Origin of the sequence: Bacteroides sp. D1 (assembly GCF_000157095.2) — a bacterium.
GTDB classification, from domain to species: domain Bacteria; phylum Bacteroidota; class Bacteroidia; order Bacteroidales; family Bacteroidaceae; genus Bacteroides; species Bacteroides xylanisolvens.
This window is the reverse complement of record NZ_JH114350.1, coordinates 492199-507448: the sequence shown is the minus strand read 5'-3', so window position 1 is coordinate 507448 and position 15250 is coordinate 492199. Positions and strand designations below refer to the sequence as shown.

Annotated in this window: 6 protein-coding genes and 2 pseudogenes; 2 read left to right on the top strand and 6 right to left on the bottom strand. The window is 39.6% G+C overall.

Annotated elements, in window-relative coordinates; translation table 11 throughout:
- Window positions 1–24: 24 nt before the first annotated feature.
- From BSAG_RS02895 to BSAG_RS0223515, 6 genes and pseudogenes are all read right to left on the bottom strand, one after another.
- Complete coding sequence (locus tag BSAG_RS02895) at window positions 25–1818, bottom strand: hypothetical protein (protein ID WP_008770929.1); 1794 nt, start codon at window positions 1816–1818, stop codon at window positions 25–27.
- Between the two features lie 24 nt (window positions 1819–1842).
- On the bottom strand, window positions 1843–3852 hold the full coding sequence (locus tag BSAG_RS02900; protein WP_008017519.1) for a family 10 glycosylhydrolase: 2010 nt from the start codon (window positions 3850–3852) through the stop codon (window positions 1843–1845).
- A gap of 17 nt (window positions 3853–3869) precedes the next feature.
- The gene (locus tag BSAG_RS02905; RefSeq protein ID WP_004316350.1) at window positions 3870–5756 is read right to left on the bottom strand and encodes a RagB/SusD family nutrient uptake outer membrane protein; all 1887 of its coding nucleotides are present in this window, start codon (window positions 5754–5756) and stop codon (window positions 3870–3872) included.
- Between the two features lie 13 nt (window positions 5757–5769).
- On the bottom strand, window positions 5770–8769 hold the full coding sequence (locus BSAG_RS02910) for a SusC/RagA family TonB-linked outer membrane protein (RefSeq protein ID WP_008017521.1): 3000 nt from the start codon (window positions 8767–8769) through the stop codon (window positions 5770–5772).
- 47 nt (window positions 8770–8816) lie between these two features.
- Window positions 8817–9995, bottom strand: coding sequence for an AGE family epimerase/isomerase (locus tag BSAG_RS02915; protein ID WP_008770931.1), 1179 nt, complete (start codon window positions 9993–9995; stop codon window positions 8817–8819).
- 131 nt (window positions 9996–10126) lie between these two features.
- Window positions 10127–10624: pseudogene (locus BSAG_RS0223515) on the bottom strand (MFS transporter); the annotation flags it as partial.
- Between the two features lie 80 nt (window positions 10625–10704).
- Here BSAG_RS0223515 and BSAG_RS02920 point away from each other — a divergent pair.
- Entirely contained in the window at window positions 10705–12336 is a 1632-nt protein-coding gene (locus BSAG_RS02920; protein WP_004315766.1) for a sialidase family protein, read from the top strand.
- Window positions 12337–12626: 290 nt separating this feature from the next.
- Window positions 12627–15240 (top strand): annotated as a pseudogene (locus BSAG_RS0223510) (beta-mannosidase).
- The last annotated feature ends 10 nt before the right edge of the window (window positions 15241–15250 follow it).

Below are 15250 nucleotides of genomic sequence, written 5' to 3'. Positions count from 1 at the left end.
CGACATGATCCTATTTATTAGTTATTATTTACATGCTATACGGTAGAAGTATAAACCGGAACCGGTGCAGCCAAATACTGCATATAATTCATTGTTTTTCACCATTAAACAAGCAGAAGCTGTGCTATTACCATTAGCTCCCGATGCTTCCATTGTATAATTGAATATTTGATTATATTTACCATCAGTTATATCACAGATACGCATAACACCTTTTTGATCTCCCGAATATGCTGTATATGCTACATACACACGGCCATTTATTGTTATTACATCTCCACCACTGGTTCTAACTCCGGAACTTCTAGAAACTTCTCCCATAGTACTGTTCATCCAAATAAGTCCATTAGTTGCACTTGTACTAAAGAATCCCATATATCCGGTCATACCTACAGGCATTGGAACCACGTTCCAATAGTAACTTGGAGTAGCAACAGGGAATGCATATTTTTGCGGAGTGGGATTCACGACTCCATTTGTAACTTTCCAAACAAAAACATCTACTGACTGTGCCTTAGTAGCAACTATTGTGGCATCACCATCTAAATCACCTATGATACCAATACCAGCTAAACGAGGAGTCGCAGATTCACCAAGAGCTGATTTATCATATGAAATAAATTCTTTAGCTTCTGCTGTTACACTACTCCAACGATATAATACAGGTTTATCTCCTGATAAAGCCAATGAGGTTCCAAGAATATTGCCCTTGTCATCTGTAGCCATTATACGTATACCATGTCCTGCAATACTTAACCCTTTGTCATTCAAATTTTCAATCTTATTACCTGTATAATCAAAATATGCTGGGGTTTTCTTAGTTGAAGAATGGTTACCTGCAATAATATATGGATCACTAATTCCTACACTAATTAAGTTGTCAGATCCAAATCCTGCTAATTCTGTATAGTCTTTTTTGAATACAGGTTCTGCAGAAATTTGAGGTATACCAATTGTAAACTCTGTTGTCACTCCATTACTTCCTTTGATTGAAACCTTATTGTTACCATTCATCAAATTTAATCCTTGACCAGTGAAAGATTCGTCTATTTTATTACCGAATCCAGCAGTCAGTTCTACATTTACAGATGTGAAATCCATCAATGCCGGAATATATGGAACTGCTACATTCTTATCATCTGTAAGCACATAATCAGTTTCAATGCCATTGATAGTCATCGCTTTTATAGATGCAGGACCTACTTTCTCCGTAGTAATAATAAACTCATAAGTATAAATTGTTTCTTCATCTACACCTTTTATTTTAAAACTTCTCGGATTAGTATAGTCCAATGCAACACCATTTTGAAAGTCCATAATTGTCCCATTGATATATTCCATGGTAACCTTTAGTGCTGTAAGGTCAGTCTCTTCCGGAACCTGGACAATCAATGATTCTTCACCAGTATGAATATCACTATTGGGAACAGTCATTCCTTCTATTATAAAAGACACCAATTTAGGAGGAGACTGAATACGCAATTTTGTCTGCACCGTAGTTCCGTCAAATCCATTTAATGTCAAATCAAGGGGGGTACGGGCATCATACTCTTGGTCGTTTATGAAATTGGCAGTACCGTTTATAACCAACAATTGTAGTTTAGCTTTGGATAAATCGACTCCAGCAGGAATCAATACTGTCGTTTCAGTTGCGCTGGCGGAAGAAGGCGTGTACAATTCATTATTCACTTTGACTCCTACTATCTGCACAGATTCATAGGCTCTGTTTTCGTCATCATCTGAACAAGAGCTAAAAGTTACAGTGAAAAGTGCAGTGATGCACATTATACTGAATATTAAATTTATTAGTTTTTTCATCTTTCACGAGTATTATATGGTTCATTATTTTTTCTTAATGGAAAAAGCTATTTTCATTTGTTCGAAGAAAGTTTCCCAATCAACATAACAATTATCGAAAATCATCAGACCTGATGAATTCTTTAACGAAGCACCAAACACCTTCCCCTGATCGGAAACGCTTAAATCTGGTAAGCTCATTGAACCTAACAATGGAACTTGTCCACATGTAAGAATATTCCCTAAAGTAATATATCGATTAACTTCTTTAGGTGTTTTATAATAGGTGCCAATCATCAGAAAATCAAGATTACCTAAATAGCTTGTTCTATTATAACTTTTTCCATAGATCTCACTATCCGGGAACGATAATCGATCATCATATTTAAACTGGTTACTAGCCCAATTTACTCCATTCTGATAATACACCTCATACCAGGATCCGACATAAGCTGCCATTTTCAAATCCGGATTCTTTTCAACTTTATACTTATCTACTAATAAGCGAATCCGGTTGGTAAAATCACAAATAGTTTGAGATCGGAAAGTAATCCATTCTTTAAAGAATTTGCCTTTTATTAATACGCCTTCTTTATTTATTCTAAAAGCATCAGCAGGGAAATTCTCTAAAACTTTTCCTTCTTTTTCCAGATATTCTTCAAAGGCGTTTCGAGTTACATGACTAAAGTCGGCATATAAATTATCATATCGACAGCGGTCTAATACAATGCCATCTATATCATAATTTTTTAGAACTTCTTCTACACGCAACAATTGAAAGTCCTGTACCTCTTTATTAGAAGGATTCACAAAAGCTAAAGCTAATAACTTACCTTTTGCTGCTTCTTTTCCTCTTGTACTTTCCGTGATTTTCAGAAGTTTGCCTTTATCTTCCGGACGTTGCACTATTTCTTCCCAATCTTTATGCTCATGAAGAATTGCATAATCATTTACAGTTATATTTCCTTCCGTGAAGAAATTAAAGCTAGTATAAACTTTCAATCCGATTTTGTGTGCCTCCTGAAGTACAACTTCCAATAAATCGAAACCATCATCCTTTACTTGTTTATTCGGATTTTTAGTTGCTGTCAGGTAAGGAGTCTTTGAAAGGTCATTTTTGCGATAAGAAACATATCCTTCCGGTCCTTTTACATCCAACCCGATTGAAGTGAATCCAGCTTTCTTTACGTTATTAACCATAGTGGTTACTGCTTCTCTATTAGTCAACACTTTTGCATTAGGAAATTGCTCCACCCACATAACCAGTTCGCTCTGTTGTTGATCGGGAGCTTTAGAGAAGACAACAACAGGCTTACGAGTAATTTCTTTCCCGCCTTTTTTCAAAATCCAGTTAAAGAAATTAGTGCCATTATTCAAAGTTAACTGACTGTGAAATAGTCCTTTTGCTGTAAGGGGCACTGGCTTTATTTCTGTTTGACTCTCTATAAACAACTGATAACCGGCTTTTCTATCATAATTAGCAATACAACCGCTTAATGTAGTCTTACTTCCAACAACAGTAAATAAAAAATCATTATCCAGTTCTATTTGAGGCGGAATACTGCCTTGGGAAAAAGCTATTACTTTATCCAATGAATGTATTTCTCCATTAATTCTTAGCTTTACGACATCTCCTACATGGAAATTTTCAGCAAGAAACTTACGATAGCCATCCTTTGAGTAATCAGCATCATAACCAATTAATGCAAACTCTGCTTGTCCTAATTCTATATCTAAAGGAGTCTTAAATACAGGTTGGATATTCTTAGAGATTACGCCGTTCAGGACTTTTGTTACCTTCATATCTTTATTTACTATTACGGCCGTATATATGCTTTGAGTAGATTTTATAGCATTTTGATATTCCGTAGATAATAAAACAATACCTTTTTCTTGCTTTTCCCAAACAGGATTATTGAATAAGTCTATCTGCTTCTCAAGACCACGTACAGTTAATGTCGGATCTGGACTTGCAGCTTCAATTGTCACTACGGTCTGTGCCGATATAAAAACCGGCACTAACAGTAATGATAATAAAATAATTAATCTATTCATACTAAATGCGTTATATATTACTCACCATATCCTTTATTCTGTTCCAGCCAAGGGCATTTATTTCGCTCTGTTTGCGGGATAGGCCATAAGTAATGTCTGTTATTCCAGCTACGACCTTTATCACGAGATCTTAGTTTATCACCGTATGCAGCATAACTGGCAATATCGTTTATATCTCTGTCCGATCCTGAAGCGCCATAAGAAGGAACCATATCTGGAGTAGCCTGTTCATACCCATCGGGATATTTTCCTGTGGTCGGATCTACCCCTGTTGCTTTAGGGTAACCATAAGTGGGTTCGGCATTTTGAATATCACCAGTTCTCCAACGACGCATATCAAATAACATTAACGCCTCTTTGGCCAATTCCACTTTACGTTCACGGCGTACAATTTGGCGCATCTTTAATTGATCATTCTCACGTGTCGGATCAACAGATAAGATACCAGGCATATCTACACGAGCTCTAACTCGATCAATTGCATTTACAACCGTTGCATCTAATTCATTAAGTTCTATTTTAGCCTCGGCGTAAGTCAAAAGAATTTCTGCAAACCGCATGATCAGAATGTTATAACTAGGATTGGCATTTGCCTCATCATCGAAATGATTATACTTTTTCCATGCAAATCCTACACCACTACTTACGTAACCATATTGAGCAACAGCACCAGCATAATCTAAGTTGGCAACCAACTTTTCATTACCATCTTTATCCCAAGAGGTCGTTTGAGGATTATAGACTTCCATCAGGAATTTCATTTTGTTGTCTCCCCCAGTATTTCCGATGATAACATCATGATGAGTGTAAACTGTTTCTTTTAAACGAGGATCACGACTATCAAACGGTTTCTTAGGATCATACCCGGAACCAGTCTCATCAATACGTTTACCATTTTTCATTTCGTAGGTATCAACTAACTGTTGGGTAGGAAAACGTCCACTCTGTCCAATCATACGAACTTGTTCACCTAAAGACATATATTGAGTAAACGAATGAATTTGGTTTGAAAACATCATAAATAACATCGTTTCTTTTTTTACGTCTTCTTTTAGTTGTCCTGTCCGTGTAAACAGATCTGCATAATTAGTAGCCAAATCACGTCCACTTTCGTCTATAACTTTTTTAGAAGCTGCTGCTGCAATCTTAAAATATTCTGTAGCTTTAACCTGATCTTTTTCACCATCCATACCAAAACCAAATTTACACCATGAACCGGCATATAAAGCCAATCTTGCTTTCAATCCTAATGCTACTGATTTGTCGACACGTCCATAATTAGCCGCTGTCCAAGGTAAAATATCGGCAGCTTCGTCCAATGTTTTTAATATATCATCTACAACTTCTTTCCAGGGAGTACGTGAAACCTGCTTTGTCTGTTCTTCCGTTACTGCAGATGTGAAATATGGAATATCCCCCCATAAAGAAACTAGTTGAATATAGTAATGAGATCTCAAAACTTGAATTTCTGCAAGATAAATTTTAGCCTTATCGCTTAATTCATTATAAAAAGGCTTAGCTCCATCCAACACAGAATTACATCTTGCCACAGAAGTATATAAAATAGCCCATGTTTGTTCTACTGTGAAATTTGTTCGTAACTCAATATTACCAACACCAATAGAACTGTTGTCCGCACGTTCGATGCCATAAGGCGTATACATATCCCATAATATACAATAAGGTATACTACTAGTATTACTATGATCCATCAGCAAACGCTGGTAACACCCATTAGCCCCTTGTGCTATTGCGCCATCGTTATTATAAAAATTGGACGATAAATATTCGCTCATAGGCTCTTTATCCAAGTAGTCACTACAGCCTGCTATTCCTAGTGATAATATCAAAGCCCCACTTGCAAGAACTTTGTTATTAAATATATATTTGATTGCTTTTTTCATAATATTTGATTATTTAAAATTTTAAATCAATACCAAACGTAAATGTTTGCATAATGGGGTAGAATTCCCCTCCAACAGAGCCGCTATATGCAACTTCGGGGTCATATCCCTTATAGAAATTACTGATGGTAAATAGGTTCTGTCCGCTTGCATACACTCTCAAGCTACCAATATTTAATTTCTTAGTCCATGAATTAGGTAAAGTATAACCTAAAACAACATTTTTCAAACGACAATAAGAGGCATCTCGTACCCATTTATCGGATTTTTGATAGTTAGGACCTGCATTAGCTTCAGGAACCAAAATGGGGTATGCTGCATCCTGATTATCCGGAGTCCATGAATCCATTTGATGTCTGAAAAGATTCGAACCGTTAGCAAAAGGTTTAAGACCAACTCCACTCATATAATTCACACGTTGCCCGACTCCTTGGAAGAAAGCTGTGAAATCAAAATTCTTCCAACCGGCATTTAACGTTACACCGTATTCAAAGTGTGGGAACGGGTCACCAAGATATACCATGTCACGAGTATCAATTGTCATAGGGTCAGAGTCTTCACCCTGATAAGTTTTAACATACTTAACGAATCCCGGACGAGCATCCCCTAATTTAGGAGAATTGTTAACATCATCCCAATCTTTATAATACCCATCAGTCACATATCCCCAAATACCTTTGTTAGGATAACCCTCTACCATTGTTTTATCTTGAGAATTAAGTCCGTTTAGATTGGTTATTTTGTTGCGGTTGTCACTTAAAGTAAATGTTACCCCATACGTGAAGTCATTTAATTTATTTTTATGACTGACACTTACTTCCCAACCCTTGTTGGACATATCTCCTGCATTGGTATATGCTGGACTCATTCCTACATAGTATGGTAATGGGAACTTCATTAACATATCATAAATATTTTTGATGTAATAATCCGCTGTAACGCTTAACAAACCATTCCACAAACTAAAATCAATACCAAAATTTATTTGCTTTGATTTTTCCCAACTAATATCCGAATTGGCTAGTGTTGTTTGAGCCACACCTGATACTAATTCTTTATCTGCTTCTTCACCACCTAAATAGTATCCATATCCGGTTGCAATGGTTGCAGCATAAGGATAATTACCGATGTTCTGATTTCCTAAAAGACCGTAAGAAGCACGAACTTTTAAGAAGTCAAGTACTTTACGAGTAGATTTCATGAAGTTCTCTTCAGATATTACCCAACCGGCAGACAACGAAGGGAAAAATCCCCATCGATTATCTCTGGTAAAACGGGAAGAGCCATCGTAACGACCATTTACCTCCAGTAAATAACGTTGTTTGTAGTTGTAATTCAAGCGGGCATACCATGACATCATAGCCCAAGAATTTGCTCCACCGGAGGACGTTGCGGTTGCAGAATCTCCATTACCTAAATAATAACGCCCTAGATCGAACCCTCTTTTTCCACCAGAAAAGGAAGTATTCAGATTATCTTCTGCCTGGAAGCCGACTAATATTTTTCCATAATGGTCAAAGAATTTATTTTCATACGAAGCTTGTGCACGATAATAATTTCTAACGGTTTCACTCCAGCTTTCTGTCAGTGAATCATCTGTAGGGTATGATCCCATGATTTGACCTCTTAGAGACGTCGTATATGGAGTTATTAATGTACGCCCTCTACTTGTGGATTGACGGCGAGAATATTGTCCTACAAGCTCTAAGCCTTTGATAGGAGTAAGAGTTAATGTTCCGTTTACCACAGCATCTGTCCCTTTTGTTATTTTTTCTCCACTATCGTATGCTTGAGCTGTAGGATTCATACCATTCTTTCCATATCCCCAATTCCCATCTAGCTCTCTGGCAGCAGAAAGAGTGGGCAACATATATAAAGACTGATTGATAATCTGTTTGGGAGTACTCAAACCCGGATTTACTTTTTTACCTTGTCTTAATGCTGTTTCAATACTAAACTTAGCCCATGGAAGTATTTGAGCATCTGCATTTAAACGAAGGTTAGTACGACTATAATTATCATTAGGTATCAAACCATCTTGGTATAGGTAAGTACCAGAACCAAAGAAAGTCAGTTTGTCACTACCACCACTAATTGTTACATTATGGTTGTGCATGATTGAATGATTTTTCATCGTTTCATCTTTCCAATCGGTATCGTACCTGTTCCAATTATCCGGACGTAATGTTTTTTGTTCTTCTATCTGTTGCAGTTGTTGAGCTCTTTGCGCGTCGGATACTGTAATTTCTGCATTATCCCAAGCATTTAGTTCTGCTTGTAAATATTCCCATGCAGCTACAGGTTCAGGCATATTAGTTGGGCGCTGGATTGTTAGGTAACCACTATATGTAGTCGTTATTTTTCCTTTTTGACCTCTTTTGGTTGTAATAAGAATAACACCATTAGATGCCCGGGAACCATATATTGAAGCAGAAGCAGCATCTTTTAAAACAGAAATACTTTCTACTGTGTTAGCATCTACTTGATCGATACTCATTTCAATTCCATCAACCAAAACTAACGGATCTGTATTTGAATTAATAGAGCCGATACCGCGAATACGAATAGAACCACCATCACCACCAGGTTCACCTGAAGTCTGTTGAATAGTCACCCCCGGCATAGCACCTTGTAAGGCAGTAGATAAAGATGCTACACTTCTTTTTGTTATAGTTTCAGAACTAACAGAAGATACAGCTCCGGTTAATGTTGCTTTTTTCTGTTTAGCATACCCTACTACTATTGCTTCTTCCAACTGAATAGCGTCAGCTTTCATTTTCACATTTAGTACAGGAGCATTTGCTATCAGCTCTTCTGTGCGATAACCTACATAAGAGAAAACTAGTTTGCTTCCTTTTTTTACTTCAATAGAGTATTTTCCATTAATATCTGAAATTGTTCCTTTAGATGTACCTTCAACAAAGATACTTACTCCTGGCAATACATCGGACTCATCAGAGACGACTCCTTTTACGATTAAATTCTGTGCTTGTATACCGACAGAACTTAACATTAAAATTAAAAATAGAATTTTTCTCATAATATTAAATTTAGAACTAATTAGGATACGATATTTGTTATTTCTTCTAATGTTTTCCAGCACTGGTACAGCCCTCTTGGCACATGGAAACATCCTTTCCATTTTCCTCCTTTGAGTGGGAGTAACACTTCTCCTCTTCGATTCAGATATCCATACCATTCAGGGTATTCTTTATCCTTGAAATGTGTCCATGTATAGTCATGTACTTTCTCAAACCACCCCAGGCATTGTTTATCTCCCGTCAACTGATAACCTTTTAATAGAGATATCAAAGTCTCAATATGCACCCACCAAAGTTTCTGATCCCATTCCAATTGTTGAGGTGGACAACCGTTACGGTCCATGAAATAATAGACACCTCCGTATTTCTTATCCCAGCCATAATTAAGCATTGTAAGGGTGGTCTCTTTGGCTTTCTCTATCAATTCCGGACGGTTCAGGCGTTTGCCCAGATCCATGATAAACCACATCGCTTCAATGGCATGTCCCGGAGTTACCTGACGGCCTTCAAAGCAGTCAACCAGGCTACCGTCGATATCTACATTTTCAACAATGATCCCTCCGAGTTCAGGACGGTAAAAAACTTCCATTACTTCGTGGATACAAGTTTCCATTGTTTCTTTTAGATAACTTTCATCTAAAAGATGCTCTATTTCCAGAGCCAGGTTACAAAGGATCATCGGCAAAGCAAAGTTCTTCAAATTGCGAGTACCCGGATGAAGCTTATTCCATTTGCCTTTCGGATTATCCACTTTAGACAAGATGATATCGAAGGTTTTCCTGGCAATGTCTGCATATTCCTGATTGCCGGTGGCAAGACTTAACTGACCGAAAGCCATGGTAGCAAATGTATATGAAAAGATATTGTACGGTTCTACCAATGGTCTACCCGAACGGTCAAGGGAAAAATACCAATTATAATTGCCGTCATGTCCATATTTTTTTAGGAATTCGCCACCCTGAATGGCGCAGTCCAGCCATTCCTGACGTTTCTCCACTTTGTTGTAAAGCATGGAGAACATCCATACTTCACGACTTTGCAGCCAAATAAACTTATCCGTATCGAATACTTTTCCTTCACGGTCCAGACAGGTGAAGTAACCACCATACTCATGGTCTTGTGAATGTTCAAGCCAGAAAGGAAGGACGTTGTCCAGAAGCTCATCCTTGTACAGACTTGCCAGTTTTTTGAAATCCATAATCGTATTTCCATTATAGATTGGTATGGGTAATTCAGCAGTTAAAGAGATGTCTGCTGAATGACCAATGTTATTCTTACTATCCATATTTATAAAATGTTAGTTTATTGTTATTAAGGTCTGTTTTATATTTATTCCGAACGGGTCCAGTATCTTTCAATCTCCTCCAGCGACTTCCCGGTGGTCTCCGGCACGAGTTTCCAGACAATCAGCATATACGGTACGCACATAACGGCAAACAGGAAGAATGTTCCGGCGGGGGTAAGGTTCTGGAGCATCCAGGGGGTTAACTGTCCGATCAGGTACGTCCCGATCCACAGAGCAAATCCTGCTATCGACATGGCCAGTCCGCGAACCTTGGTGGGATACATCTCCGAGAGGAGTACAAACACCACGGCACAGATGGATACAGCACAGCAGAATACATAGAACAGGAAGAAAACGAGCAGGAAGAGGCTGGATACTCCTAGGGAATCTCCGAAGAGGAAGTACAGGCCGATGAGAATCAGAGAAACAACCATACCCGAAACTCCATAATAAACCAGCTTCTTGCGGCCCACCTTATCGATGATGACAAGAGCCAGAACCGTGGTCAAAGTATTGACTAGTCCTACCAGAACTTGGTAAAATCAAAGTTTACTGTTTGCATAGTAATATTATAGTAGAAAAGTTTTATCTTTATCGCGTTAAACTAACTAATACCCCCATTATGAGAAGAATTTATTATTTACTTTTCCTTATCCTTTTAGGATATTCTTTTGACGTAAAAGCTTCAGACACAGTATTTATCCATGAAACACAAATCCCGGTTTTGATAGAGCGGCAAGACAATGTTCTGTTCTATCTTCGTTTGGATGCAAAAGAAAGCAAGAAGCTCGATGAAATCATTTTAGATTTTAGTAAAAGTACGAATCTGACTGATATTCAGGCAATCAAACTCTATTATGGAGGAACAGAGGCGTTGCAGGACAAAGACAAAAATCGCTTTGCTCCAGTAGAGTACATATCCAGCCACCGTCCGGGTGGGACATTGGCGGCTATTCCTTCCTATTCGATCAAATGTGCAGAGGTGGGATCATCAGAAAAAGTAGTATTAAAAGGTAATTACAATTTATTTCCGGGTGTAAATTATTTTTGGATCAGTTTGCAGATGAAAAAAGATGCCTCTTTGCAGACTAAGATACTCTCTGACTTATGTGCCGTTAAAGTAGATGGGAAAGAACTATGTTGTAAATCTATTTCTCCAAAGAATATTGTTCACCGGATGGCAGTTGGAGTTCGTCATGCCGGTGATGACGGTTCTGCTTCTTTCCGTATTCCCGGGTTGGTGACTACCAATAAAGGAACCTTATTAGGCGTGTATGATGTTCGATACAACAGTAGTGTCGATTTACAGGAATATGTTGACGTGGGTTTGAGCCGTAGCATCGATGGAGGAAAGAATTGGGAGAAGATGCGTCTTCCGCTTTCATTTGGCGAGTATGGTGGTCTGCCTAAAGCACAGAATGGGGTAGGAGACCCTTCTATTTTAGTAGATACTAAGACGAATACCGTCTGGGTGGTTTCCGCATGGACACATGGTATGGGTAATCAACGCGCCTGGTGGAGTTCCCATCCGGGAATGGATCTGAATCATACGGCACAGTTAGTATTGGCTAAAAGCACAGACGATGGTAAAACCTGGTCGAAGCCTATCAATATAACAGAGCAGATGAAAGATCCTTCCTGGTACTTCCTGCTTCAAGGTCCCGGACGTGGAATAACGATGAGTGATGGCACATTGGTATTTCCAACGCAATTTATAGACTCTACCCGTGTTCCGAATGCAGGAATCATGTATAGTAAAGACCGGGGGAAAACATGGAAAATGCACAATATGGCACGAACCAATACAACGGAAGCGCAAGTGGCGGAAATAGAACCGGGAGTATTGATGCTGAATATGCGTGATAATAGAGGAGGAAGCCGGGCTATTGCCATAACGAAAGATTTGGGAGAAACATGGACAGAACACCCATCTTCCCGCCAAGCACTTCAGGAACCGGTATGCATGGCTAGTCTGATTCATGTAGATGCCAAAGACAACATATTAAATAAAGATATCCTGCTGTTTTCGAACCCGAATACGACCAAAGGACGTAATCATATAACAATAAAAGCAAGTCTGGACAAAGGACTTACCTGGTTGCCGGAACATCAATTAATGCTCGACGAGGCAGAAGGATGGGGGTATAGTTGTCTGACAATGATTGATAAAGAGACAATTGGTATACTATATGAGAGTAGCGTCGCACATATAACCTTTCAAGCGATAAAATTGACAGATATAATAAAGGAATAAAGAGTCTGTCCCGAAAGTCCGAAGATTTAAGTCTATGCTTACGATTTATAGGTAGAAAGATTTAGCTATAATGAAAAAGAATATCGTTATAATAAAAAAAACGCCATTTTAGCATACATTTGAGGACAGAATACTACTCTTTATTTAACTAATTATAAGCTGAAATTTTAGGCGATTTAATTGTGGCTTTCTGGACAGCTCACGCTAAAACAAAATATTTTGTTAAATTATCAGTGAAATTTGCTGAAAAAGTAATATCTTTGAAACCGTTAATATCTAATGCCCCCACTATGATGATTAATTTAATCGGAAAAAAAACTCAAATAGCATGTGGACTACTATGCTGTTGCAGTATGGCATATGCGCAGAGCAATGACAATTCCGAAGTTGTGGTTTTAAATACAGGTTGGGAATTTTCCCAGGCAGGCACGGAGCTATGGCGACCGGCACAGGTTCCCGGCACCGTTCATCAGGATCTTATCTATCATAAACAAATTCCCGATCCTTTTTACGGTATCAATGAACAGAAGATTCAGTGGGTGGAAAATGAAGACTGGGAGTACCGGACTGCTTTTACAGTTACTCCCGAGCAACTGAAACGGGACGACGCCCAATTAGTCTTTGAAGGCCTTGACACATACGCCGATGTATACCTCAACGGAGCACTGTTGTTGAAAGCCGATAACATGTTCGTCGGCTATACGATACCCGTCAAGTCGCAACTCCGTCTCGGAGAAAACCTTCTTCACATCTATTTTCATTCACCCATCCGGCAGACAATGCCTCAATATAACTCTAACGGATTCAACTATCCGGCAGACAACGATCATCATGAAAAACATGTAAGCGTATTCTCCCGTAAAGCCCCTTACAGTTATGGCTGGGACTGGGGAATCCGCATGGTGACTAGTGGTATCTGGCGTCCGGTGACCATCCGTTTTTACGACGCAGCCTCTATCAGCGACTACCACGTAAAGCAACTCTCGCTGACCGACCAACTGGCAAAACTATCCAACGAATTGGAAATAAATAATATCCTCCCTCAAGCACTTCAAGCAGAGGTGAGAATCAATACCTCTTTCGAAGGAAACACAGAAAAAGGCATTAGCCAGGCAATCACCCTACAGCCCGGAATCAATCATATATCTATTCCTTCCGAAGTGCTGTCTCCGGTACGTTGGATGCCGAATGGCTGGGGAAAGCCCGCCTTGTATGATTTCTCCGCTCAAATAATCGTAGAAGATAAAGTCGTAGCTCAACAATCCCACCGGATAGGACTGCGTACCGTTCGCCTCGTCAATGAAAAAGATCAGGACGGAGAATCCTTCTATTTTGAAGTAAACGGCGTTCCGATGTTTGCCAAAGGAGCCAACTATATTCCCCAGGATGCTCTATTGACTAACGTCACTACCGAACGCTACCAAACCTTATTTAGGGACATCAAAGAAGCCAACATGAATGTCATTCGTGTGTGGGGAGGCGGAACCTACGAAGACGACCGTTTCTATGACCTGGCAGATGAAAACGGAATACTGATATGGCAGGACTTTATGTTTGCCTGCACTCCCTATCCGTCCGATCCAACCTTCCTGAAAAGAGTAGAAGCAGAAGCTTGCTACAACATTCGCCGTCTTCGCAATCATGCTTCCCTGGCGATGTGGTGTGGCAATAATGAAATACTGGAAGCCTTGAAATATTGGGGATTCGACAAGAAATTCACGCCGGAAATCTATCAGGAAATGTTCCAAGGCTATGACAAACTGTTCCACCAACTCCTTCCTACCAAGGTAAAAGAGCTGGATGCCGACCGTTTTTATATACACAGCTCCCCATATTTAGCCAATTGGGGACGTCCCGAATCATGGGGGATAGGAGACAGCCACAACTGGGGAGTATGGTATGGCCAAAAAAACTTTCGAATCACTAGATACAGATCTTCCTCGTTTCATGAGCGAATTCGGTTTCCAGTCCTTCCCGGAGATGAAGACTATTGCCACCTTTGCGGCTCCTGAAGATTATCAAATCGAATCGGAGGTGATGAATGCCCATCAGAAAAGCAGCATCGGCAATGCCCTGATTCGCACCTATATGGAACGTGACTATATCATTCCCGAAAAATTTGAAGACTTTGTCTATGTCGGACTAGTATTGCAGGGACATGGCATACGTCACGGTCTGGAAGCGCACCGCCGCAACCGTCCCTATTGTATGGGTACATTATATTGGCAATTGAATGACAGTTGGCCGGTAGTGTCATGGTCGGGTATTGATTACTACGGTAACTGGAAAGCCTTGCATTATCAGGCAAAGCGTGCATTTGCCCCCGTTCATATCAACCCTTTGCTGGAAGGTGACAACCTGTGTGTTTACCTGCTTTCCGATCATCTTGACACCCGGGAGAAACTGACGCTGGAAATGAGACTGACGAATTTTGCAGGAAAGAAAGCCGGAAGAACGGTTGTCCTTCCTTCTTTGACTCTTCCAGCCAACACTTCCCAATGTGTATATCGCACTTCGCTTACCACTTTGTTTTTTCCTGCAAAGCGCCCGCTTGCGGATGACCTGCGCCATTGCTTCATGCAACTGACCTTGAAAGACAAGTCCGGGCATACGGTAGCCGAAACAGTCCACTTCTTTAGAAAGACGAAAGACCTGCTTCTGCCCAAGACAACTGTTTCCTGCAAGATAAAACAGAAAGACGGCGTGTGCGAATTGACCCTGCTTTCTCCCTGTCTTGCCAAAGACGTCTTTATCGAGGTCCCCATTCAGGGAGCCCGTTTCAGTGACAACTTTTTCGACCTCCTTCCCGGAGAGCGTAAGACAGTTGTCATCACTTCTCCCCAAATAAAGAAAGGAGAGGAGTTGCCTTTGACAATCAAACATATTCGTGAAACCTATAATTAATTTATTAATA